General features: G+C 43.3%; 23 protein-coding genes and 2 tRNA genes. 13 read left to right on the forward strand and 12 right to left on the reverse strand.

The genetic code is table 11. The annotated features are described in order from the left end of the window. Nucleotides 1–261: hypothetical protein (locus KAU88_05520; protein ID MCK4477968.1), on the forward strand; the 261-nt coding region annotated here is incomplete at its 5' end. A gap of 142 nt (nt 262–403) precedes the next feature. On the opposite strand, the gene KAU88_05525 is transcribed toward KAU88_05520, so the two are convergent. From KAU88_05525 to KAU88_05535, 3 genes are all read right to left on the reverse strand, one after another. Continuing rightward, the gene (locus KAU88_05525; GenBank protein ID MCK4477969.1) at nt 404–502 is read right to left on the reverse strand and encodes a GrpB family protein; all 99 of its coding nucleotides are present in this window, start codon (nt 500–502) and stop codon (nt 404–406) included. Nucleotides 503–530: 28 nt separating this feature from the next. Further along, entirely contained in the window at nt 531–815 is a 285-nt protein-coding gene (locus KAU88_05530) for a GrpB family protein (GenBank protein MCK4477970.1), read from the reverse strand. A gap of 3 nt (nt 816–818) precedes the next feature. Next, nucleotides 819–896: transfer RNA gene (locus tag KAU88_05535), tRNA-Gly, on the reverse strand. A gap of 79 nt (nt 897–975) precedes the next feature. On the opposite strand from KAU88_05535, the gene KAU88_05540 reads away from it, so the two are divergent. Continuing rightward, complete coding sequence (locus KAU88_05540; protein MCK4477971.1) at nt 976–1,710, forward strand: HAD family hydrolase; 735 nt, start codon at nt 976–978, stop codon at nt 1,708–1,710. Between the two features lie 7 nt (nt 1,711–1,717). Here the strand turns inward: KAU88_05540 and KAU88_05545 are convergent, their stop codons facing one another. The 3 genes from KAU88_05545 to KAU88_05555 all read right to left on the reverse strand — a co-directional run bounded on the left by KAU88_05545 (nt 1,718) and on the right by KAU88_05555 (nt 5,618). Continuing rightward, the gene (locus KAU88_05545) at nt 1,718–4,399 is read right to left on the reverse strand and encodes a bifunctional acetate--CoA ligase family protein/GNAT family N-acetyltransferase (protein ID MCK4477972.1); all 2,682 of its coding nucleotides are present in this window, start codon (nt 4,397–4,399) and stop codon (nt 1,718–1,720) included. Between the two features lie 93 nt (nt 4,400–4,492). Next, nucleotides 4,493–4,783 (reverse strand): GYD domain-containing protein, encoded by a 291-nt coding sequence (locus KAU88_05550; protein ID MCK4477973.1) that lies wholly within the window; start codon nt 4,781–4,783, stop codon nt 4,493–4,495. A gap of 208 nt (nt 4,784–4,991) precedes the next feature. Then, the gene (locus KAU88_05555; GenBank protein MCK4477974.1) at nt 4,992–5,618 is read right to left on the reverse strand and encodes a LysE family translocator; all 627 of its coding nucleotides are present in this window, start codon (nt 5,616–5,618) and stop codon (nt 4,992–4,994) included. A 225-nt stretch (nt 5,619–5,843) separates the two neighbouring features. Between KAU88_05555 and KAU88_05560 the strand changes: the two genes are divergently transcribed. After that, nucleotides 5,844–6,038: a DUF3096 domain-containing protein gene (locus tag KAU88_05560; protein ID MCK4477975.1), complete on the forward strand. Its 195-nt coding sequence runs from the start codon at nt 5,844–5,846 to the stop codon at nt 6,036–6,038. Between the two features lie 112 nt (nt 6,039–6,150). Here KAU88_05560 and KAU88_05565 read toward each other — a convergent pair whose 3' ends face one another. Next, on the reverse strand, nt 6,151–7,233 hold the full coding sequence (locus KAU88_05565) for a DUF11 domain-containing protein (protein MCK4477976.1): 1,083 nt from the start codon (nt 7,231–7,233) through the stop codon (nt 6,151–6,153). A 148-nt stretch (nt 7,234–7,381) separates the two neighbouring features. Here KAU88_05565 and KAU88_05570 point away from each other — a divergent pair, with 148 nt between their 5' ends. Further along, nucleotides 7,382–7,540 (forward strand): hypothetical protein, encoded by a 159-nt coding sequence (locus tag KAU88_05570; protein MCK4477977.1) that lies wholly within the window; start codon nt 7,382–7,384, stop codon nt 7,538–7,540. A gap of 623 nt (nt 7,541–8,163) precedes the next feature. On the opposite strand, the gene KAU88_05575 is transcribed toward KAU88_05570, so the two are convergent. Next, on the reverse strand, nt 8,164–8,565 hold the full coding sequence (locus KAU88_05575) for a single-stranded DNA-binding protein (GenBank protein ID MCK4477978.1): 402 nt from the start codon (nt 8,563–8,565) through the stop codon (nt 8,164–8,166). A gap of 196 nt (nt 8,566–8,761) precedes the next feature. After that, a tRNA-Gly gene (locus KAU88_05580) sits at nt 8,762–8,838 on the reverse strand. A gap of 192 nt (nt 8,839–9,030) precedes the next feature. Between KAU88_05580 and KAU88_05585 the strand changes: the two genes are divergently transcribed. The 7 genes from KAU88_05585 (at nt 9,031) to KAU88_05615 (ending at nt 12,820) form a co-directional block, all read left to right on the forward strand. Then, the gene (locus KAU88_05585; protein MCK4477979.1) at nt 9,031–9,609 is read left to right on the forward strand and encodes a hypothetical protein; all 579 of its coding nucleotides are present in this window, start codon (nt 9,031–9,033) and stop codon (nt 9,607–9,609) included. Continuing rightward, nucleotides 9,606–9,869, forward strand: coding sequence for a hypothetical protein (locus KAU88_05590; protein ID MCK4477980.1), 264 nt, complete (start codon nt 9,606–9,608; stop codon nt 9,867–9,869). Before KAU88_05585 ends, KAU88_05590 begins: the two co-directional genes overlap by 4 nt. Nucleotides 9,870–9,946: 77 nt before the next feature. Further along, the gene (locus tag KAU88_05595; GenBank protein ID MCK4477981.1) at nt 9,947–10,312 is read left to right on the forward strand and encodes a prefoldin subunit beta; all 366 of its coding nucleotides are present in this window, start codon (nt 9,947–9,949) and stop codon (nt 10,310–10,312) included. 16 nt (nt 10,313–10,328) lie between these two features. Further along, a complete protein-coding gene (locus tag KAU88_05600; GenBank protein MCK4477982.1) occupies nt 10,329–10,631 on the forward strand; it encodes a DUF3194 domain-containing protein in 303 nt (100 codons plus the stop codon). Then, nucleotides 10,613–11,605, forward strand: coding sequence for a DHH family phosphoesterase (locus KAU88_05605; GenBank protein MCK4477983.1), 993 nt, complete (start codon nt 10,613–10,615; stop codon nt 11,603–11,605). The genes KAU88_05600 and KAU88_05605 overlap by 19 nt, the downstream gene beginning before the upstream one ends. A gap of 81 nt (nt 11,606–11,686) precedes the next feature. Beyond that, complete coding sequence (locus KAU88_05610) at nt 11,687–12,154, forward strand: hypothetical protein (GenBank protein ID MCK4477984.1); 468 nt, start codon at nt 11,687–11,689, stop codon at nt 12,152–12,154. Between the two features lie 54 nt (nt 12,155–12,208). After that, on the forward strand, nt 12,209–12,820 hold the full coding sequence (locus tag KAU88_05615) for a GNAT family N-acetyltransferase (protein MCK4477985.1): 612 nt from the start codon (nt 12,209–12,211) through the stop codon (nt 12,818–12,820). Between the two features lie 63 nt (nt 12,821–12,883). Here KAU88_05615 and KAU88_05620 read toward each other — a convergent pair whose 3' ends face one another. After that, the gene (locus KAU88_05620; GenBank protein MCK4477986.1) at nt 12,884–13,693 is read right to left on the reverse strand and encodes a class I SAM-dependent methyltransferase; all 810 of its coding nucleotides are present in this window, start codon (nt 13,691–13,693) and stop codon (nt 12,884–12,886) included. A 170-nt stretch (nt 13,694–13,863) separates the two neighbouring features. Further along, complete coding sequence (locus tag KAU88_05625; protein MCK4477987.1) at nt 13,864–14,463, reverse strand: LURP-one-related family protein; 600 nt, start codon at nt 14,461–14,463, stop codon at nt 13,864–13,866. Nucleotides 14,464–14,783: 320 nt separating this feature from the next. Here KAU88_05625 and KAU88_05630 point away from each other — a divergent pair, with 320 nt between their 5' ends. Then, on the forward strand, nt 14,784–16,043 hold the full coding sequence (locus KAU88_05630) for an MBL fold metallo-hydrolase (GenBank protein MCK4477988.1): 1,260 nt from the start codon (nt 14,784–14,786) through the stop codon (nt 16,041–16,043). 220 nt (nt 16,044–16,263) lie between these two features. Here the strand turns inward: KAU88_05630 and KAU88_05635 are convergent, their stop codons facing one another. Continuing rightward, nucleotides 16,264–18,537 carry a hypothetical protein gene (locus KAU88_05635; GenBank protein ID MCK4477989.1) on the reverse strand — a complete coding sequence of 758 codons (2,274 nt, stop codon included), beginning with the start codon at nt 18,535–18,537 and terminating at the stop codon, nt 16,264–16,266. 479 nt (nt 18,538–19,016) lie between these two features. Between KAU88_05635 and KAU88_05640 the strand changes: the two genes are divergently transcribed. After that, nucleotides 19,017–19,739, forward strand: coding sequence for a hypothetical protein (locus tag KAU88_05640; GenBank protein MCK4477990.1), 723 nt, complete (start codon nt 19,017–19,019; stop codon nt 19,737–19,739). Nucleotides 19,740–19,849: the final 110 nt, after the last annotated feature.

Below are 19,849 nucleotides of genomic sequence, written 5' to 3' on the forward strand. Positions count from 1 at the left end.
GTAGTCCTATACACCCTAAGAGAAATCGAGGACATGATATATGGCCCAAAAGGACAGAACAACCTGAGAATGAGCCATCTGCTGCTCACAGATCAGTACCTCGCCTCCAGCAAGGAGAAGGACAGGGTTCATAGGCTTTTGCAGATCTCAAAGAACAGAAAAGTGAAGACAAGAGTAGTCAACGCGGAAACCTCAGCAGGCAAGCGGATCAGCCAATTCGGAGGCATAGTTTTCTTCACCATGAGCGCATCTCAGCAATGATGGTTAATGTGCTTATCGCGCGCGCAACTCAATTTGATAGCTTTCCATTGTTTCTCCACCATCTCAGGAATGCGCGCGTTTTCGGTTTTTTGCTTTTTCAACTACAGACTCGATGAAAGACGTTTTCGCCTTAACATAACCTTCACGATCTGAACCATACTTCGCTGCCAGTCCTTTTCTTCAACTCGTAATACTCTTGAGCAACTTCAGGATGAGTTCGAAGGTAATCACGAAAGTGCAAATGTCTTTTCTAGAAATCGCTTGTCGGTTCAACCATATGCAAGTGATAATGTTGTTCTCTTGTTGGTTTGCCTTTGGAAATAGCGTCTTTCAGACATTGACTCTCCATATTCCGGAACGTACTCATAGTCAATACTAGCAAGGGGTTCAATACATTTCTCAGCGTCATCTTGGTGATTAACTGCAACAGTGACATCGATCATTGGTTTTGCACGCGCGTCACTTTTGAGAAATTGATAATTTAAGGTATCCATTGCTGATAAAAAAAATCCGCTTGGTTTGGGTTTATTAAAAATAAAATAAGTGTCTGGCATTGTTGGTGCGGCCGCCGGGATTTGGACCCGGGTTAACGGCTTGGAAGGCCGACGTCCTAAACCAGACTAGACCACGGCCGCTCATCGCTAGCTAGTAATAAAACACTGTGCTTTAAATTAAAATTTCGCGTATCTATCTTCCTGTGAGGCTCTGAGAAAAATGACGAAGATTAAGGCAGTGATTTTCGATTTCATCGGCACGTTGACAGAATTAGTCGGGTACTCCCTTGAAAAGGCAGAAAAAAAACTGTTCAGAAGTCTTGTTACAGACGGTTACAATATCAACTGCGAAAGCTTCCTCAAAGCCTATAAAAAAGCATGCCAAAAATATCGTGAAATCCGCTACGAGCAATTGATCGAGGTTGCCAACGCGGTTTGGGTTTCTGAAGCCTTAAGCTATCTAGGATACGCCACCACGCCGCAGGAGGAGAGCATCAAAACTGCAGTAAATGTTTTTTTTCAGGGCTATCTAAAGGCATTGAGACTGCGACCTTTCGCTAAATCAACGCTGCAAAGACTGTCTCAAAACTACAAGCTTGGACTTCTTTCCAATTTCACTTATGCGCCTGTCATTTATGCAGGGCTAGGAAAGCTGAGGATTAACGGTTTTTTCGATGCTGTGCTTGTTTCGGAAGCAGTTGGCTGGCGTAAACCAAACCCAAAGGTTTTCCAGGAAGCTTTGAAAAGATTGCGTGTGAAAGCTTACGAGACCATTTATGTGGGTGACAACCCACTGGAAGATATTCAAGGAGCTAAAAGCGTTGGCATGAAAACAGTATTCATCCCATCCCAGTTCAACAGCTCAGAGGACATGCAAAAGGCAGATCAGTCCGCAGATTATGTCATAGAAAAACTCAGCGACATCACCAGAATCGTCAAGATGCTCCCGTCTTAACGCACTCTCAAGGCTCAAGTGTTGCTTTAACGATTTTTTTTATTGAGGAAAAGTCAATTGCAAACCCTTTCTTCTGGAACAGTTCGATAGAACGGCTGTTATCACGTAGAATAAGTCCATAGATAGATTCAAGGTTTTTATCTCTGGCAATCTCGATTATGCAGTCCATCATCTTTGAACCTAGGCTAAGTCTCTGCCAAGGATCACCTACAACGATGGCAACTTCAGCTGTCTTAAAGTCTGGAGGCTCCAGTATCATACGCACTACGCCTATCATCTTCTTTTCTCCGTCCTCAGTTAACTCGGCGATTATGGCAATTTCTCTGTCGTAGTCGATGTTCGTGTACCTTACTAGAGTTGCATGCGACCACACCCTCATGGGACTGAAGAAGCGAAAACGCTGTGTCTCATCTGAAAACGTTTTCCATAGTTCATTCTCTAACGGTTCATCTTCAGGCATTATTGGACGAAGCAACACAGGTCTGTTGTCTTTGAGTTTCCATTGCCACTCGTACTTTTTCGGGTAGGGACATATGATTAAATGATCGTGAGGCGGAAGCTCTTTAAAAACGAGATCGTTGTCTATGATCATACGGGCGTCTAGGGCTATAGCGTCTTCGCTGTCAACAATCAACGGGTTGATGTCCACTTCTTTTATTTGGGGGAAGTCCACGAGCATCTCGGAAAATTTGACCATTATTTCTTCAAGGCGTTTGGTGTTTGCAGGTGGCATACCTCTGAAGCCTTTAAGAAGCTGATATACTTTGGTGCGCTCCATTATCCTTCGAGCCAGTGTCCTGTTAAGCGGTGGAAATCCTATGGCCCTGTCTCGGAACAATTCAACAAAAACTCCACCCATTCCAAAAAGAACGACGTGCCCGAAAAGCAGGTCCTTTTTTGAGCCGATGATGACCTCATAGCCTCTCTTTGTTATCATAGGCTGCACTGTCACGCCTTGAATTTCTGCTGAGGGAACATTCTTCTTCACGTTTTTAACGATTTTCTGGTAGGCTTCTCTTAGCTCTGCTTCATCCTTCAAGTTCAGCACTACACCGCCAACATCGGTTTTATGCGTGACTTGCGGCGAATAAACCTTCAAGACAACAGGGTATCCCATCTGAGTGGCTGTTGAAGCAGCTTCGTCTTCTGTTTTTGCCAGTTGGGTCTTTACAGTGGGGATGCCATAGGCTTCTAGAAATGCTTTAGCTTCTGTTTCGGTAAGAATCTCACGACCTTCTTTTGCCACCTTCTGCATCATGTTCATTAAAGGCTGTTTAGGCGTGTGAAGTTCAATTGGCAATTCTTCAGGAGTCTCGTAGAGCTGCTCCAAATTTCGCGTATGCTGATACATATACAGGTAAGTCCTAACAGCTTGCTCAGGCGTTGCATACGTCGGAAGCCTATTGCGGTTAAGAATTCCGTTGGCTTCTTCGACATCTTCCTTTCCCATCCAAGATGTCAAAATAGTTTTGGCAGCGCCTCTACAGGCTTCCACCACTGCCATAGCTACCTCTGCGGGATCTGTGACGCCTTGAGGTGTGAATATCATTAGCAGACCGTCGATGTTATCGTCTTGGCGGCATATCTTGATGACTTCAGCATATCTTTCGGGTGTGGCATCTCCCAGAATATCGATGGGGTTCCCTCTGCTCCAGTAATGGGGCAGAACTTGGTTCAATGCTTGTATCGTGTCTGGGTTTAGCTGTGCTAGTTCCCCGCTTTGAGCGATTAGGGCGTCAGTTGCCATGACGCCGGGACCGCCAGCGTTGGTTATTATCGCCAAGTTAGGTCCCTTAGGGGTGGGTTGCATCCCTAAGACTTCAGAGCAGTTGAAAAGATCTTCGATTTCTTCGACTCTAGTAATGCCGGCTCTTCGGAATGCAGCGTCGTAGACTTCGTCTTTGCCCGTTAGAGAACCTGTGTGGCTTGTTGCTGCTTTGGCGCTTTCGCTAAATTTTCCTGCTTTTACGACGATTATGGGTTTGGTTCTGGCGAAGTGACGGGCGGCGCTCATAAATTTTCTGGCGTTGGTGAGACCTTCAATGTACATGATTATGCTTCGTGTCCGCGGGTCGGTGCCGAAATAGTCAATGAGGTCCCCAAAATCTACGTCTATCATGGACCCTATGGAAACGAAATTGCTGAACCCTATGTTTTCGCTGTTTGCCCAGTCTAAGATTGCGGTGCACAAAGCACCACTTTGAGAGATGAAAGCTATGTTGCCGGGCAATGCCATCTTAGCTGCGAAGCTAGCGTTGAGCCTGTTGTGGGGGCGTATTACACCTAAGCAGTTGGGTCCTATGATTCTCATGTTGTATTTTTTCTTAATTTCAAGAATTTTGTCTTCTAATGCTTTTCCTTCCGCGCCTACCTCTTTGAACCCCGCAGAGATAATTATAATGCCTTGTATTCCCGCTTTGCCACATTGTTCCACTATATCTGGAACGATTCTGGCTGGTGTCGCGATTATCGCCAAGTCCACCTGTTTTGGAAGGTTTTCGACGTTTAGGTAGGCTTGTATGCCTTGTACACTTGGTTTTTTTGGGTTTACGGGGTAGACCACTCCACGGTAGCCAACACCGATGAGGTTGCGCAGGAGTCTATAACCGACGGACCCTTCTTCATCGCTGGCGCCGATTATGGCTATGCTGTCTGGGTTGAAGATTTTGTCTAGTGTTCGGAGGCTCATCTTGTGCAAACTCCTTTACAAGAGTGATAGGTAGGGTTATGTTCTCGTAATGAATTAGCTTTTTGGAAAAAAAAGATGGAGATTCTGAGGGGTTTATTTTTTCTTTATGGATGCGATGAACTCGTCTATGGGGATAGCGGGTATTGTTGTTATTTGTATGGTTCCTCGAGAGCCCAACTCTATGGAGACTTTGGCGACAGTTTTGTTGTCTGGGGCTTCAACTATATTAACGAAGTCATAGTTGCCCAATGTTGCGTATTGCGAGAGCACTTTGACGCCAAAAGCTTCGAGTTCTCTGTTAACTTCTTTGATTCTTTCAGGTCTCTCTCTAACAGTTTTCCAGCCTTCATTGGTTAGCTTTGAAAGTAGAATATAGCGTGGCATGTAGTTTCTTTCTCCAACGACTCTATTTAGCTGTCTTTAGATTTGTGCTTTTTGGAAAAACAAAGCTGCCTAGTCTGACGTGATGTCTGTCACTGTTCTAACACGGTAACAGTTGATTTTTTGTTAAAACAGCAGTTTTGGTCTGAGAAATCCTATCAGTTCATTATGTACGGTTAACATTTCAGCATGTGTAAATATAAACACTTGACTAAAGCACACCGATTAACGCTAGCCCATCTTTTACAAAAATTAATGAAAACAAGATTAGCACAATCCCTAAGGCACGAACAACCCACAGATAATACTTGCTTTCAAGAAAACCCTTAGATTTATCCACAATCAAAGTGATACCTATCTTCGATCCGACAAGTAAACTGTAAAACCCCAAAACGAAAAGGCCCATTGCCGAAAAGTGAACATCCAAGCTCTTGAAAATTATTGGACCACCAATGGAAAGCCAAAACAGGTAAGGAGAAGGACTTGAGAAGTTCGCAACAACACCTCGCCTCAGAGCATTCTTTTTTCCAAGTCTAACTTCAAATTCATCAACTCTCACCCTCAAATTCTCAACACCCAAATAAACTAAATAACCAGCACCAAGCAAAGAAACTGCCCCTATGACAAAACTATGTCCAGCCAAGTTAGATAACACAAATAAAACAAACAGAACAATCGGTACATCAGTAACCAAAGGCGCAATCGCAACCTTAACTCCCTCCCTCCTCCCAAACTTTAAAGTCTCAGAAAAAACCAAAGCCGAAAGAGGACCTGGAGAAACTCCCGCAACCAAACCGAAAAATACGCCTAAACCTAGAAACTCAAGCCCACTAGCCATATCAAGAGACACCACACGAAACCTTGCATTATTGGTGCGCACACACACAATTTAATCCTTTGACAATAGGATATCAATGGAAAGTGGAAAGAATGAGAGTTAACGGGTGATATCTCCCTTTGTTGCCGGTTCAAAATCTCTCCCGACCCACAATTACAACTCAAAAGGAGACTCGTCATATTTTTATATACCCTCCAACTGTAACTACAGTTTTGAGGAATCCTAATGGGTGAAACGATTGAAAGGGGACTTAAGAAATTTGGCGTCACCGTCTCAAAGCCTATCCTTGCTCTGATTGCCATAATCTTCGGCATTCTAGTAATAGTCTTTCCAGATCTCCTCCAATGGATCATCGGATTGTACTTCATAATACAAGGTTTGCTATTCTTCGTCGACTACCTCGAGCTGAGGAAAGGATAGCGAGAAATCTACTGTAAGCCTTCACAACCCTTTCTCTTTTTCTAGCCCTTTTGCAACCACTATTCTTCTTTGCAGCAACTGTTTCTTCTTACATCAGTGTGCGCGTAACTAGTTAGTCACATTTGGAGTTGTTGTACGCATCTAGCAAATCCTTTAGCTGAAGAGCATTTTGCCTGTTCTCATCTTGGGGGTCAGAGCCAAGGGGGTATTCTGCTAGGAATTCATCAGCGTCTTCGATTACTTCGTCAACATCCACTGATTCATCACAGTAACAGAAATCCGGACAAGCTCCAGACAGTCTGTTCAATTTTGCTGCGATAAGCTGGGCAGCGAGCATTCGGGTTGCATCCTTTGCATTAGCTCCTTCCAGTATATCGATGGCCTCTTCTTTCGTGTAATTCGTGTCTCCGATTTCTATCCAGTCCATAGACCATGCGTCAGGATGATTCTTCCAATACCCCATACTGTGCGGGTAAAGACAAGGATGGACAATCTTGGTGGTCCAGGATGCTTCGGCATAAAATGTTGTTTCGTTTAGCTGGCCCCAGACAGTAGCTGTGTTCGTTAGGTTGCCTTCAATGCTGCAGGGGATCGTGTAAGTTAGGTTGAAAATGTTGGTTTCTCCCGTGTTCAGGTCTCCTTTCCAAGCGAACCCGAGCATTTCATCTTCCACAAGGACATCAAAGAGATCATCTTCACCAGTGTTGGTCACTGTAATCGTATATTCTATTGCTTCACCTTTTCGGGCACATTCGGGTCCAACCTTTACAATTGTGAGGTAGCGCTCAGCTATTATTGTAACTGCTTGAGTGGAACTGGATGAGTATGCCCCTGAAGAATCGACACATTCTACAAAAACCTCGTTGACCAGAGGATTGGGGTCGGTGTCGATGGCTTCTCTATGGAAGGTGTAGGTCATGCCTGTCATGTTTCTTGCCTCTAGGAAGGGAATGGTGTCGTTAAATCCAAGCATGGGATCAGTTACATTGATGTTGTACAGGTCATAGTCAGAGGGATTATAGACTTTTATCTGATACTCGACGATGTCGCCTACATACGCAAAGCTGTCAGCATTCTTGAGCACTCCAACACCATGAAAAGGCGTTTGCAGCTGAGTGGCAAAAACATACGCAAGCGAAGCACCCACTAGCACAATTGTGACAGCCAACACTACAGATTTTCTGATACCAATCATGTTTATCATCTACTACTCTGAGACTAGCAATTATTTCAGTATTCCCCTATATTCCTTCTAGAAGATCTCTCTATTCTTGCTTTAACTAAATGGTCAGACCGATTAAGTTTTATTGTTTTGCTTCTCAAAGTGTGAGTGATGAGGTGATATGATGGGAAAGAAAAAGACAAAAAAAGTCGAGGAAGCCGCAGAGAAGACTGGCGAAGCAGTTGGAAAAGGCATTAAGAAAGGTTTTGGGATAGCCAAAGGCATCGGAAAGGGAATAGTGAAGGGCGTCAAAGGAGAAGAGAAGAAAAAGAAGAAATAGCCCCTGCGCCTTCCAACATTTTTTTATTTTTTTTTGGCACATCGCAGTTGGCAGATTAGATACTTCAAATAGGAACATGTTTCTGCAATTGACAAATTCTGACTTTAAACATATTTCATATACATATAGGCATATACACCTGGGTCAAACAGGTAAAAAAATGGGGGAGATTGGGTGATATCTCCATTAGTCGCGGGTTCAAACCCGGCCCAGTTTATGGAAAGTTTCTTATGACGATTTAAGGATAAGAACAGTCGAAGGACGCAGTTGGGGCGTGAATGAGAATTTGAAGCTGGAATTGCTCGGTTCAATCCAGTTAATTGCAGGAATAGTCTTGATTATGCTTTAGCCATTCTACTCTTCGGAGTGGTGGTCTGTGGGATGAGGGTTTCAAGCAATTTCTTCCTAATTGAAACAATCTTGCATTACGCACCCCGCGACTATCTGCGTTACTCACGAAAACCCCGATAATACTTAACTGTATTATACTCTGCGCACCCGCATCTAAATTTAAGATGAGTTATTACGGAGAAACATACTATTTCTATAAGGTAAAATGCAAAAAGAAATTTGAAAGGAATCCGAACAAACTTGTAAAATAGTCGAGGATTCTACCTGTATGTTTAGTATCTTCTTCCTTGCTGATAACTTCTTCTTTCACCGTCTCTGCGATATCGCCTTTCCTGTTCGTATCGTTTATTAGACAAGTTGTTTTCTGTGTTGACTTCTGTAATGGGGGATTCTTCCAGAAGTTCGAAGCTGCCATATCTTCCTATGTTCAGGCGCATGTTTCCTCTGAACAGGTTTACGTAACCGTTAGTGATGCGCAGGGAAGATCCCTCGTTTATTTTGTCTATGTTGTCATCCCAGACCGTCATGTATACACATCCTGTTTCATCTCCAACCAAGGCGTCTGCAACTTTCCGTACGGAATAATCTCTCCCCGTGACGTTTCTAACTTCACTTTTGGAAATCACCTTCACAATCGTGTTCACTTCTCTCGAATTTGTAGTTAATTTCTCTATTTTCAGCAACTCTTCACTTTCGGGTTGTTCTTTATCTGACATATCTTCAACGCTCGTTTCTATTAGACTCATCAAGAACACAGTTCTTAAGAGTTGCGGTACAAGCAGCATGGGCGCGCACGGATACCCTAATGTATCCATTGTTGGCGGAAAATTCCGTTTGGGTTTATTGAATATGAAAAGTGTATGGCATTGTTGGTGCGGCCGCCGAGATTTGAACCCGGGTCGCCGGCTTGGGAGGCCAGTGTCCTAACCATGCTAGACTACGGCCGCACACACATCCATTCAATATAACCAACAAAAAAATAAAACCTTTTCATCTCCAAACAATCAAACATGTTAGAAGCCTATCTAAAGCCAAATGGAACAGTCCCGTCCAGATGCCACATACTCCCAAGCCTTCACAAAGCTTTAGAAACCACTACTCGCCCATAATCTCCAACCATACAGGAGCAAATGCAACTCTTGAAAAACACAACGACGCCAAAATTCTTGATAACCACGTCACGCAGTCCTAATCAGGCATTAAGAAGCTTCTGCAACGACCTAAATCGTTCTATACCAAACTCTATAAGAATCAACCGTGGCAAGTCAAACCTGGACGCCGTAGCAGTAAAAGCATTAGAACACGAAGCTGAAAAAATCATAATGGCCGATCGCTGGAAAGGCGGCCTAGGAAAAATCCAACTGTTCACACTTGGCGATGCTGGCTTGGTTCAATTCCACCCTATAATATACGTGAAAAACGTGAGACTTCAGAAAACATTCAGACATGCACAAACCGAAGCAGCCAAATCCTTAATTCTCCAAACAGAAGCCAAAATCCCATTCAAAGCTCACAAGCTCGCAAAAGCCCTCTCCAAGTTCTTCAATATTCCAAAACTATCCATCGATGAAGCACCACCTCAAAACATGCAAGCGTCGATGCATATCTCACTCAACCCCACACGGCGCATCCAAATCACATTCATAGATGCAAAACAAGAAATAGAAGTCGGTCCGCGAATAACAGTCTCGCACCTAATTTGGAAGACACAGAAATGAAGAGAAACGCAGTTATCCACTTTGAACTTGCCTCAAAAAAACAGTTAGAAATCTTGTTAAATGCTTTGATGCCTGAGACAAAAAAACCAGCGACATCTAGATCGAAAGTCTCTATTAAAGGCGAAGGCAAGAAGCTAATTATACGAATCGAAGCTAAAGACACCTCAGCCCTCAGAGCAACGCTAAATTCGTACCTTCGATGGGCTGCCCTTGCAAAAGACACGTACGAGGCCGCAGTGAGCCTTGAAAAGACAGTGTAAAAACACTTAATTAACACGACATTATATTGCTGAGAAAAGAGCTGCATGCAACGTTTTGAGGAATAAAAATGAGCGACATATCACAGCTTCCCCCTCACGTTCAAGAACGATTACTCAGACTACAACAGCTTCAACGCAACACCCAAGCAATTTTAGCACAGAAACAACAAGTAGAATTAGAATTAAATGAAACCGAACAAGCCTTAACCGAATTGAAAAACCTAACTAAAAACGCCGTAGTCTACAAATCCATCGGCTCACTCCTAGTACAGTCCAAAAAAACCAAAGTCGCGACCGAACTAAAAGAACGCAAAGAACTTCTAAATACACGCGTAGAAGTCCTAAGCAAACAAGAAGAAAGACTACGCAACCAACTCAATCAATTACAAGCAAAACTCAAACGCGATCTGGGCGCTGGCCTTTCAAGCTCCACAACACCTTAGCCCTCTGGTGAGATTCTTGCTGGAGATAGGCATACCTGAGCTTACTGAAGACCAAATGCAAGCATTATCGGAAATCGCAGAAAAAGCTGCCCGAAATCATGTTTTATCAAAGGTTCCTCAACGGAAAATTTTAACGTTGGACATCGCTGTCGAAACCGTGGGCTCCAAGCCCGTCACAGTTTCAGTTGACGTTGATCTGACCTTATCTCCGCTAATAAAGAAAGCCAGTGCAGAAAAACTTGTTAGCGAGGCTACAGAAAGAGCCTTCGAAGCAATAGAACAGTGTTTAAGGGAGCTAAGTTGCAAATCCAAGACATAACCGCTCTCTTAGATAAAATTGACGCCAGACTTGTTGTTTTATTATGCCATCATAATGCAGACCCGGACGCAATTGGAGCCGCCTTCGCCTTTTCCAGTTTGCTCGAGCGCCTTCGTCCCCGATTACAAACAGAAATCGCAGCAGCACAAGGTCCCAGCCGCTTATCCAAACACTTGCTCACCAGTTTACCGATAAAGCTAACACCCAATCCCCCCATTGAGGAAGCTGATGCAATTGTGTTGTTGGATACAAATACCATTCAGCAGCTGGACGATTGGGCAAAAAGAGTTGAAGCTTCTGATGCTCCAATAATCGTAATTGACCACCATGCTAGTCACCCAGAGACAGAGCGGTTGGCAACTCTTACTGTGGCAGATGAAAACGCGTCGTCTACTTGCGAAATCATCTACAAGTTTTTCATGGACATGAACGTTCGATTCTCGGAGGCGGAAGCTAAATCGCTGTTTCTAGGCATAGCCTTTGATACACGTCATTTTATTTTGGCAAACTCTGTAACGCTCAAAATTGCTGCTGATTTGATTGATGCAGGTGTAAATGCAAGGGAAGCTTTGGGTCTTCTTTCTTTGCCGATGGAAGAGTCTGAGCGTATAGCGCGGTTGAAGGCATCAAAGAGAGTTAAGCTTCTCAAAGTTGGAGACTGGATTATTGCATTTTCGCATGTGGGTTCTTATCAAGCTTCTGCTGCCAGAGCCTTAATCTCGTTGGGTGCCCACGTGGCCATCGTAGCGGGTCAAAGAGATGAAAAATTGAGAATTAGCATGCGAGCGTCTCGCAAATTCTATCAAGCAACTGGCTTACACCTTGGTCGTGACTTGGCGAAGCCACTAGGCGAGTATTTTGGAGGCATGGGTGGTGGTCATGCGATTTCTGCAGGAGCTAACGGAGAAGGCGATTTGAAAGCTTGCCTTAAGCACTGTGTTAGATTATTGAAAGAAAAATTGAAGGGCAGTTGATAAGCGCAGAGAAGTGGAACCGTAAATATTTTAAGATAAAAAGTGGCTTGACTAAAATAGTAATGGAACAGGGTTGACATAATGACTGAAGAGAAAAAAAAAGATGCAGCGCAGGAATGGCACAGAAAGTTTGCAGTTAACTGCTTTAACCTTGTATGGAGCCTCTTAGATAAGAAAGATAGAACTAAAGAAGAAGATGATAAAATGGTGCATGCTGCTCACGCTTCACGATTCCATTGGGGTGAAATCGGAACAGCTGTTGAATTTGAGAGGGGTGAATGGCAGATTTCCCGTGTATACTCAGTTCTGAAAAAGCCTCAATCAACGCTCTATCACGCGGAGAGGTGTTTAGAAATCTGCAAAAAGAACAGCATTGGAGATTTTGACATCGCTTTTGCTTATGAAGCAATGGCAAGAGCATACGCTGTTGCAGGAGAGAAAGCAGAGTGTAAGAAATACGTTGATTTGGCTAAGGAAGCTGGAGAGCAAATAAAAGGCAAAGAGGATAAAAAGTATTTCTTTAGTGAACTCAAAACCATTCCATGTTAACACTGAGAAATAACTACCTATTGCCAGTTATTATCTCACAACAGAAATAAGTTAGTGGGAAGGCTTAGGAACATACATGTAGAACTTCTTGGGATAACCATGGATCAGGACATTAAGAAGAAAGTTAAGATAATTGAACTCACCAGAAACAATGCTCCGCCAAAATTGAAGTATAGATATGTAACATCCAACTACTATGACTTGTCGATCTGCCACAAAGCAGAATCTTGGAGAATAGAATTAACTCTAAAACCTTTTGAGAAAACCTTAAACAAAGGTCATGAATCCAAGCTTTTCAGTGAATACGTCAAAGAATCAAGAGTGTTCGCTGCCGAATTAGATGGCGAACAGATAGGCTGGATTGAGATAGGATATCACAAATGGAACAAAAGGATGAGGGTCTGGCAGTGTCTTGTCAAAGAAGAGTTTCGTAGAAGAGGCATAGGAACGCTGTTGATGAAACAAGCCATCAAAATCGCCAAGGAAAGAAGGGCAAGAACGCTGGTTCTGGAAACACAGACTTGTAATGTTCCATCAATCAACTTCTATTTAAAGCATGGATTCGAGCTTATCGGCTTTGACACAATGCATTATTCCAACGAGGACATAGAAAAGAAGGAAGTTAGGCTGGAACTAGGCTTAACTCTACAGTACACATTGCAGTAAGACAGGATTTACTGATTATCCACAAATTCCAAGGTCCTGCTTTGCGTGCGCAGAGTGACAGTTTCATTTTATCCCTATATTGAATATTATTCCTTCTTTTTTGATGCAGTTGACTTCTCTGAATCCTGCTTCTTTCAATACTTCGGTGTAGTCTCGCCATGTCCACTTAATAAGATTCATTATGAAGGCAATTTCTGCGCGCATTTCCCTGTGTTCTTCAAGTATATAGATGCGGTTTTCAAGGACACCTTCTAAAGTTTTATCATAGACTGTAAGCATTGTTAGTTTTGTTCCGTTTTTCTCATAAGGTGGAAGAATTTCAAATTGCCTATGTTTTTTCCATTCCTCTTCGATTAGTTTTCTTAAATTTGACTTAGACCATTCAGGAAGAACCCCGTGAAGAACAAAAATACCATCTTCGTTTAGCACAGAATGGACGCCTTTGGCTGATGCTTTCAAAGTTTCACGTGTTCTAATCCAATCAAATGCATCACTATAGACACAGTCAAACTTGCGCTCACATATACTACCCAAGTCTTCGTAACGAGAATGAAAAAATCTAATATTCAATCCCTCCTCTTTTGCAAGCTGCGGTGCATATCTTATGGCAATTGGACTACTATCGGAACCTTCGACTTCATAACCCATTTCGGCTAAAATGATTGTCTTTAAGCCAAGTCCACAAGAGCAATCTAGGATGCTGTTAACCTGGAATTCGGGGAGAATTGAATACAGTGCACGACGTAAATCTTCAATTTCCTTTCTAAAATTCAATTTCCAAGTTGTCTTTAAGAACCAGTCCCACTTCCAGATAGTATCCCAAGAAGCTTCCTCATTGGAGCAAATTGAAACGTCTACAGGTTCGCTCTCCATATTCACTTAACCTTCAATACACACTACCATTTCAAGTGGCTAAGTATTTGATGAAATCAGTATTTAAAAATCACATCTCGAAGCGCAAACAACCTTTTTTCTGTTCTTGCGCACGAAAAACGGCGCTGAAGAAATGGCATCTTCATGTTGCGGTTAGGTTCTATGAGTGTCTACTTGTCATGAACGCTGTTATCTATGGCGATTACGAATCCAAGGAGCAGCCTTTTATCGTAATTAGAATCCAGAATTTTGATGGCGTAGGTATCTGAAAAATCGAAGAGACCGCCCAACACTAGGTCTTTGAAGAAGTCGCTTTTGCCTATTTTTGCCTTCAACTTGCCATCCATGTCTTTCACCTCAAAGCTTTTTCCTAAGAAGTTGCCTTTAGCTTCCAGAAGCTTTCGTCCTTCGTTGTCTTCCAACCAGAGTTTTGGACGGAATAGAGTTAGAATCTTCCGATTTGTCCTCCCCAGCAACCGCCCTTCGACATCTTTGATCATATAAGATGGTCGCATGGAAACCAGCTTCTTGTTAATGGTAAAAACCTGAGTTCCATCTACCTCAGACACTTCTGTTAGAGCTCTTAGTGATATGACTCGTCTGTGCATTTTCCCCACAGAGGTACCATCTTGATTGAAGATGTCGCCGCTTCCCCAATCCCACCACTTCTCCTTGAGTACGTAGTAATTCAATTCGGGACTAAGGAGCCCCATGCCAGCAACAGAATCCATTTTCGTCACATCGACATTTACATTCAAATTGGATTCCATATTATCACAACAACCCATTTTCTATCAATATGTTGCGAAGCTATGAGATGGAGTCAACAAATAGTTTGTGAAGGGAGAATCCATTTTTTGCATGACCAGCTTTATCCCTTGATTGCTCTCAAAAACCTAGAGAAAAGTTCGTCGTCTAGCTTGCGCGCTCGAGCACTGTACAATAGGTTAATATACTGCCGTTTCTTGTCATGAGTAAGTAAAACGCACTGATTTCACACAGTTTTGCTGTGACAGTCTTCTAGTCGGAATGTGAGCACTTATCCGATTTTTAAGGAGTTGCCGTTTTATAAAAATAAGGAGGCATACATATGAAAATTCATTTCCTCGGAGGAGTCCGAGAAGTAGGCGGCTCTTGCATCGCCATCGAAACTAACTACGGGAAAGTTGCCCTAGATTATGGAATCAAGATTGGAGAGAAAACTGCTAATCAGTTTCCAAGGGATTTCGACGCGGTGATCATCAGCCACGCCCATTTAGATCATTCAGGCAGTCTCTTAGACTTATCCCGCACAAACTCTGTGATAGTTGGGTCAAGGATGACTCGCGATGTCACCACTGACCTTTTACGTGATATGGTAAAGATTCAACGCATGAATGGAAACAACTTCCCATATAATAATCATGACGCAGACAATGTAAAGAAATCGTGGTGGATTCGGGATTCTGTTGCATTGCCCGGAATGCTAATTCGCTTATACCCAGCAGGACACGTTGCTGGAGCAAGAATGATCGGCATCCAAACTGAGGGCAAAGAGATACTCTATACAGGAGACTTTTGTCTTCACGACACAGAAATTCTGGAAGGAAGTAAACTAGAGAACCTGCCAAAAGAACCTGAAGCACTAATTGTCGAGTCAACTTACGGGGGGACAATTAGGCTGCGAAGAAGCGAACTTGTTGACCAGCTTCTGGAGCGAATTCTCTGCACAATTGAGAGAAAGGGAAATGTTTTGATCCCTGCATTCGCCTTCCACAGAAGTCAGGAGATGGCAAAGAGAATCGACCAAGCCATGGAAGATGGCGTCCTGCCAAAATACCACGTTTACACAATATCCAAGCTGGCCCATAAAATCACAGGATACTTCAACAGCCAAAAGCAACTCTTCACTAAAAACATCCAAAAGGAAAACGAACCATTCAACTATCGACATGTAAGGCAACTTCGTCGAACCGAGCAGATTAAAGAACCTGCAATAGTCATATGCACCTCAGGTTTCGGCCACGCGGGTGCAAGCCTTCACTTGCTAAACGAGTGGGCAGCGGACGAGAACAACTCCGTAATCATAAACTCAGGCTACCTTCCTCCGGAAAGCCCGCTGAAAGTTGCCAAGGAAAAAGGAGAACTCATCAAGAACGGAACCAAAGTCCCTGTGCGAGCAGAAGTTGAACAAATAGAACTCTCTGGACACGCTGACCAAGTAGAATTGATTCAACTAGTGGAAACGTTAAGGCCGAAGAGCACATTCCTAGTCCACGGAGAACTAGAGCAAGCGCAAGCTCTTTCAAAAGAGATTTCTGGAATAACCGAAGTGCACATACCAGAGACAAGAGAAACAATCTTCATATAACAACTATCTCGAACACAGGTATGCTGCATGCATGCGTGAATGTCAAAGCCGAGTTAGAGTTTGAAGAGCGCATGTGTACCGTCCTATGAGCTATTGTTGCATTACATGGTTGCAGGCTTTGACAGCTTTTTGATAGGATTTACTATCAATTTTATAATCTATCTAGTAATGCGCGCGCGTTTTTGGAGTTTTCGAAGTCTCAACACGGTGATTTTTGTGTTTAACCCCATTCTCGTCCGTATTTGCTGGCCATGGTAACTATGTCGAAGATGTCAACCTTGCCGCCTGAAGGAGATAGATCGGCACCTGGAAACCACTTCTTGTCCGGCACACCAGTTCCTTGGCTGCCGTAGGCTCCTGCTGCAATAACAATGTCGTAAATGTCGATCTTGTAGCTGCCGTTCCGTGGCTTTGGCCCACTCTCCCACTTCCAGACGAAGTCAACCTCGCCCAGCAGCGGTGTTTCCATCCAGTAGTAAGGGTTACGCTTCAACGTTAGGCTTCCACCTACTCCAGGTGAAAAGTCGGTTGCGTAGTACATCCCAGCCCCCTCAAAGATTGTCTGCCAAGGCAAATCGCCAGGTGTGTAGCCGATGGAGTCTCCATATTGCCAGTAGTCTACAACAACTATTGCGTTGGCTGTCAGATTTACGAAAACTTCCAGCTTACCCTCTGGGTCATATGGCAATTCGTTTTGTTCAATTATGTTGTAATCACTGAATATGTTTATGGGGGTACCGTTCACTGTTACCGAGTTTATCCAGACTGGCTTGCCGCTTAAGTTGACAGGGCCTGGAGTTGTAAGGTTGATTCCTTCAACGAAAGTTTCCGTGCTCTGGCTTCCGAGTGTGGGTTGCTGCATCCATGTATCCATTGGTAGAATGTACCCGGCAGCTTTGTAGGTGTTCCGGTAGCTTAAGGAGTCGAAGTAAATGTCAACCTGTTGCGTATCGACAATGTCAATGTGATGAAGGGAGTCGAACGTGGAACTCCACCAGTCTGCTGGGGCTTGAATGCTGTACCAAGCGCTGAAGAAGTAGTGGCTGGCGTTGACGTTGGCTTTTTGGTTGCCAGTTACGGGTTCGGCAAAGTAGCAATTGTCCCTGAACCACCATGTAACCTTTGTCTTATCCTGATTATCATCGTTCCAAGTGCTAATCTCCCAGTCCCGAACAAAGCCAGCTTGCTCAACTGAAAGGTCATAAGGAGGCGCATCGAAGCCACTGTAAAGGTTCATTCTATTCAAACATTGATAATCATAGAACCAGGTTGAGTAGATGATATTCATGGCATTAGGTGCACTTTTCATTCCAAATCTGATGGCTGTTCCATCTTGTTTGTAGGCATTCATGAAGGTGTAGGAGTTTTCAGGTCCCTTACCTTCCATGTTGACAATGCCTAAAACGTTTCTGCTGTAAGCCCAAAAATCGCAGCTGCTCCACAATGGAATGGTTATGCATTGTTCGGTGAAGTAGCCCAAAGCTTTTTTTGTATTTTCGAGGGCTTCCTCATAGGGAATGATGCCATGCCAGGCATCATGTAGAAGCGGAAAAAGCTTGGGATGGTTTGGGTCTCCGTTGCAGTCAACGCCAGTAACGTAGTTAGGTCCATAGGGATACCAAAACTCGTGGCAATACAATTGGTACAAGGTTATTGGTGGGAACCCTCCCACGCTCCAGCCCCCCGTGTAAATGTGGTAATCCATGTCACGAAACACCCTTTCCGTGAGAACTGGGTACGGTACTGTCACAGGTATGCCGTGCTTTCTCATGTTGTCAACAAGATGATTGCCAGCTTCTAATCTTCTTACGTCACCAAATCTAATCACAAAAATCAAATTGTCCAAGTCCTGTCCAGCCTTAGAGTGGCCTGCAGGATAGGTTCGAATGTACTCGGCTGAGCCTGGAAAAACAGCATCGTAGTATGGGTTCGGCGTCTCGCCCTGTACGAATCCCTCTGCGTCCAAAGTGGCTACCGCCGCGACGGGGTTATACTCGTACGGATAGTTGGGATACCACATCGACTCGTTTCTCCAACCTTTATACGGAGCTGCAATAGGCTGGTCAATCCTTTCGGCAAAACCTTCACACGCTTCCTCTATAATGTATTCTTTGTCAGTTAGCCACGCTAAAGCTTGCCTGAAGCCTTGGTAGTTCGTAGGCGAGCGTATTCCAGGATAAGTGGCAATCGTGCAGTTATTGTTGATATCAAACTGGTACATCAGAGAATCAGCAACTGGTGCCAACACGATATTTGAGTCAGCGATTGCGTCCTCATAAAGTTCCTTTGTGATTTCATAACCAACAATGTCGATTTCTGCAGTCTTTAGTGCAGCATATGCGCTTGAAATGTTACCGTAGAAGTTGATGATGAGGTCTTCAGTTCTAGGTCCTCTTGTTGGTGATGCGGCCTTGGCAGCCTCCGAAATTGCTGACAAGGAAAATACCAAAATCAGCGTTAACACTAAAGGACTTACCTTCTCAACTTTTCCCAATAATTTCTTCTCCCTTTTTTGTCCACTTTAACACTTTCACAGAGTGATATTAATTATTTGTGTAACATTCTTCTATGAACCCTAAACGGGAGTCATCTGTTCTTTACTTATGATAAGTTCCATAAGTAAAGGAACTTATCATTAAATATCTATTGCGTGAACGCGTGCGCGGTTAGTCTGTTATGAGCTAACCAGTCGTTATAAACTCCTTTGGTATTTTGTTGAACTTGTCTGCTGCGGTAATGGATGGAAGATGACCTTTACCCTTAAATATGTACATTTCAGATCCAGAAATTTTTTCATGCATATGCTCAGCGGCATCCAACGTGATGGAAACTGAAAAATAGTTGACTAGTTTTTAAGTAGCTACTCTTAAAATCCCCCCTTTTTTTTGTGTTGCTGAAGTCGCACCTTCGGGCTTGTTCTTCTATGAATAAAAACTTTAAAGAATAAAAGCCAATCTCTTGTTGAGGTTCTCTATGACTTTGCGCGGGAATTGGGATTGGCTCATAGGTTCAATTTCAACTGGATTAGCTGTAGGCGCAAGCCTACTAGTCTCTTCTGAGGTTTTTGCGGTTTTGATAGGCACTCTTGTCGGGTTGGGTGTATCCTATTTTGTTCAGTCTAGAACTCAAAAGAGAGCGTGGAAACGGGAGTATTCTGTCAAAATTGTAGAGGAAGTCTATGGTGCGCTTTTCAAGGAATTCCAAAATGTTTTAGCTGAATTGGAAAAGAAGGTGGCCCATCACGTTCATTTAATGGAGTGGAGCGAGATAAAGAGAAGTTACAAATATTTTATGGTTGATAAAGAATTTAGAAGAAAGATAGATTTCTTCGATTCAAGGCTTAGCACCTTCTCTGATTCCATCTCAAGAGCTAGAGATTTTATTTCCGATTTTTTGGTTGAGGAAACAAGAAAAGCGTTTGGGATTGAAGGGGAATTAGGCTTTGCAAAACTTAATGTTGTTCTAGGAAGAGGAAAACGAGGGACAGCTCGTCGAGACATTGATTTGGTTGAGTGCGTTCTAAGAAGAAAGCACCCGAAGGAAGCAGCTTTGGAAATCTGGCCAGGCTATTCAATTCAAAGTGCTGATGTCGAGATTACAGGTGGTGAAGGTCAATATGATAGAAGCGACCTTCGACGTTTCGAGGAATATTGGGAAAAAAGCTTAGAGAGAGCAAAGAGAAACATAAAGCTTTGACATATCTGGAAAGAAAACGAGGAACTGAAGAAAATATGTGTCAACATCAGAGACGAATTGATTAAAAGAATTGAAGAGCCATGGAACATATAGCATGCAGTGAAATATGT

The organism is Candidatus Bathyarchaeota archaeon, assembly GCA_023131225.1.
GTDB lineage: Archaea > Thermoproteota > Bathyarchaeia > Bathyarchaeales > SOJC01 > JAGLZW01.

Coding starts and splice junctions, on each gene's coding strand:
- KAU88_05555 (MCK4477974.1), bottom strand. CDS start 5,618: ATGGCTAGTGGGCTTGAGTTTCTAGGTTTAGGCGTATTTTTCGGTTTG.
- KAU88_05630 (MCK4477988.1), top strand. CDS start 14,784: ATGAAAATTCATTTCCTCGGAGGAGTCCGAGAAGTAGGCGGCTCTTGC.
- KAU88_05570 (MCK4477977.1), top strand. CDS start 7,382: ATGATGGGAAAGAAAAAGACAAAAAAAGTCGAGGAAGCCGCAGAGAAG.
- KAU88_05640 (MCK4477990.1), top strand. CDS start 19,017: ATGACTTTGCGCGGGAATTGGGATTGGCTCATAGGTTCAATTTCAACT.
- KAU88_05545 (MCK4477972.1), bottom strand. CDS start 4,399: ATGAGCCTCCGAACACTAGACAAAATCTTCAACCCAGACAGCATAGCC.
- KAU88_05625 (MCK4477987.1), bottom strand. CDS start 14,463: ATGGAATCCAATTTGAATGTAAATGTCGATGTGACGAAAATGGATTCT.
- KAU88_05540 (MCK4477971.1), top strand. CDS start 976: ATGACGAAGATTAAGGCAGTGATTTTCGATTTCATCGGCACGTTGACA.
- KAU88_05550 (MCK4477973.1), bottom strand. CDS start 4,783: ATGCCACGCTATATTCTACTTTCAAAGCTAACCAATGAAGGCTGGAAA.
- KAU88_05565 (MCK4477976.1), bottom strand. CDS start 7,233: ATGATTGGTATCAGAAAATCTGTAGTGTTGGCTGTCACAATTGTGCTA.
- KAU88_05560 (MCK4477975.1), top strand. CDS start 5,844: ATGGGTGAAACGATTGAAAGGGGACTTAAGAAATTTGGCGTCACCGTC.
- KAU88_05610 (MCK4477984.1), top strand. CDS start 11,687: ATGACTGAAGAGAAAAAAAAAGATGCAGCGCAGGAATGGCACAGAAAG.
- KAU88_05530 (MCK4477970.1), bottom strand. CDS start 815: ATGCCAGACACTTATTTTATTTTTAATAAACCCAAACCAAGCGGATTT.
- KAU88_05590 (MCK4477980.1), top strand. CDS start 9,606: ATGAAGAGAAACGCAGTTATCCACTTTGAACTTGCCTCAAAAAAACAG.
- KAU88_05620 (MCK4477986.1), bottom strand. CDS start 13,693: ATGGAGAGCGAACCTGTAGACGTTTCAATTTGCTCCAATGAGGAAGCT.